At 60.3% G+C, this 2002-nt stretch carries 3 protein-coding genes; all 3 read right to left on the bottom strand.

Annotation, left to right across the window (positions count from 1 at the left end; genetic code table 11):
* A partial coding sequence (locus tag Q0176_RS03710; RefSeq protein WP_299299357.1) for a hypothetical protein occupies positions 1–428 on the bottom strand: 428 nt, incomplete at its 3' end.
* 234 nt (positions 429–662) lie between these two features.
* Positions 663–1586, bottom strand: a complete 924-nt coding sequence (locus Q0176_RS03705; RefSeq protein ID WP_299299356.1) for an AraC family transcriptional regulator — start codon at positions 1584–1586, stop codon at positions 663–665.
* Between the two features lie 13 nt (positions 1587–1599).
* A complete protein-coding gene (locus tag Q0176_RS03700; RefSeq protein WP_299299354.1) occupies positions 1600–1737 on the bottom strand; it encodes a hypothetical protein in 138 nt (45 codons plus the stop codon).
* Between the last annotated feature and the right edge of the window lie 265 nt (positions 1738–2002).

The raw sequence follows: 2002 nt of genomic DNA, 5'->3' as shown, positions 1-2002 counted from the left end.
GAGGATATCTTCCCATGACGCATGTTCAGCACAAGCTTTCCCGTATCGCCCGGTTTCGTCCCGGCCGAGAACCCGAAGGCTCCCTTGTTATTGGGAACCCCCACCTGGTAGTCGAGACCGGCAGAGGAATCTTTCTGTATCTCGTTGGGCACCTTGAGGGGGAAGACGCCCTCCTGGCGCGTTCCCACCACATCGACCTTCGCACCGAGGAACATCTCGGAAAAGCCCTTTACCGTGATGTCGGTCTCCCCTTCGACGCTTACATCCCCCGACTCCAAAGTCGAAGCCACGTATTTGATGAAGAAGTCGGTCTTCAGAATAGGAGGAGGGATAGCAGCCGAAGCCGGCTTACCCTCAAACGTGATGGCGGCCAGAGCCAACACAAACAGTACCGACGCAACCTTGAACTGCCTCAAACGCTTTGTCATGACGAACAACACTTCCTTCCTTTTCGGTCTTTCCCAGGCTCCTCGAGTCCGGCGCCGTGACAGCCCCTCCCCCCGCAGCGGCGCCCGTCCCTCATTTGGCCATTCCTCTGCCCGTTCCCAGGAGGCGTACCCGAACCTCCCCGCAGAAATGAGAGCCTGCGTGCTGTCAGGATATCACGTTGTTTTGAAAAAGAATGTTCCGTTCTTGCCCTTTTCCTGTTCCGTTATTGACTTTCAGGAGGAAAATCCGGAGGTCCGGGACGCTTCGCCGAGGGATTTTCGACGGTATTCGGTGGGAGAGAGCCCGGTTTTCCGGCGGAACACACGCGCGAAGTGGCTGGGATTGGGAAATCCGCAGAGCTTCCCCGCTTCGGCGATGGTGCATTGGGGGTCCTTCAGGATATCCATCGCGCGGTGGATGCGGATCAGCATCTGGAACTGGCGGGGCGTCATGCCCGTGTGAGCGCGGAACTTGCGCAGGGCGGTAAACTTGTTGACATGGACGATTTGGGAGACCTCCGAGAGGGGGCAGGGGTCACTGCGTTCGCTCAGGTGCTCGACGGCCCGGTCCAGCTCCGCGTCGCTTGGGACGCGCTGTTCCGTAGCCGCCGCGGTGAAACGAAGCCTGCGGATGAGGCAGACGGCAAGCTGCGTGACGATGCTGTCGATCATCACCCCGGACCCGATACCGGGGCTGCCCCTTCTGCCCCCTCCGTACTCAATGAAGAATGCGCGCATCAGGGCCTTGAGCTCGGGGTCGTAGGGGATCAGGTCGTTCTCGAAAAACGTGTCGGGACTGCCGCGCAGGGTACGGCACATCTTCTGGAAGAAGGAATAGCGGAAGTAGAGGCTGATGAAGGAGACGTTGGGGATCGGCTCGGCCACCGCGTGGGACTGACTGCCGTTGATGGGGTAGATGGAGCCGCCTGGGACGAAGATGGGGTGTCCGTCCCGCGTCCCGCCACGGACCGGGGAGAGGGCGATGAAGAACTGCACGCTCTCGTGACGGTAGCTGTTGGGCAGCATGCAGACCGGCCTGCGGCTCACGATCACGGTCAGGTTGTTCGTCCGGAAGAACCCCAGGTAGGGGTTGTTTCCGAGAAACTCGCGGAACGGTACCCAAGGGCGGGTAGCCCTCTCGGAGAGGTTGTCCTTCATCGCCTTCTCCTCCTCAGCGTTTGTCGTGCCGGATCGGCACGGGAAAACCGAAGAAGTAGGGGGTGCTTTCCCGCACCGGTCGATCTCCGCCTCCTCCGGGACAGGCCTTGTCGCAGGCCTCGCCCGCCGCGAACTTCGGAACCGCGCGCATCGGGAGCGATCCCGAATCCGGTTCGAGAGCGGCTTGCCCACGACCTTCCGCAGAGGCCGAGTTCCCGTAAGGCGCTTTCATTCTACCGCACCTTCAATTCCAATTCTAAATCATTCGTATGCTGCGTTTAAGCAGATGACCGCCTCTTCAGGGCCGACAGGTCCTGAATGGCGTGTCAGTCGCTTACGTCGAAACGCGGTACCGTTACCGCGTTTCGACGTAAGAGGAAGGCTCAGGCTCACCTTGACGGCTTCGCAGACCTTCG

The organism is uncultured Fretibacterium sp. (assembly GCF_938040765.1).
In the GTDB taxonomy this organism is placed as follows: Bacteria; Synergistota; Synergistia; order Synergistales; family Aminobacteriaceae; genus CAJPSE01.
This window is presented reverse-complemented; position numbering and strand designations above follow the sequence as displayed.

Bases quoted from the DNA above. Each gene is read 5' to 3' on its own strand.
- Q0176_RS03700 (WP_299299354.1), bottom strand. From the start codon at position 1,737: ATGCGCGCGGTTCCGAAGTTCGCGGCGGGCGAGGCCTGCGACAAGGCC.
- Q0176_RS03705 (WP_299299356.1), bottom strand. From the start codon at position 1,586: ATGAAGGACAACCTCTCCGAGAGGGCTACCCGCCCTTGGGTACCGTTC.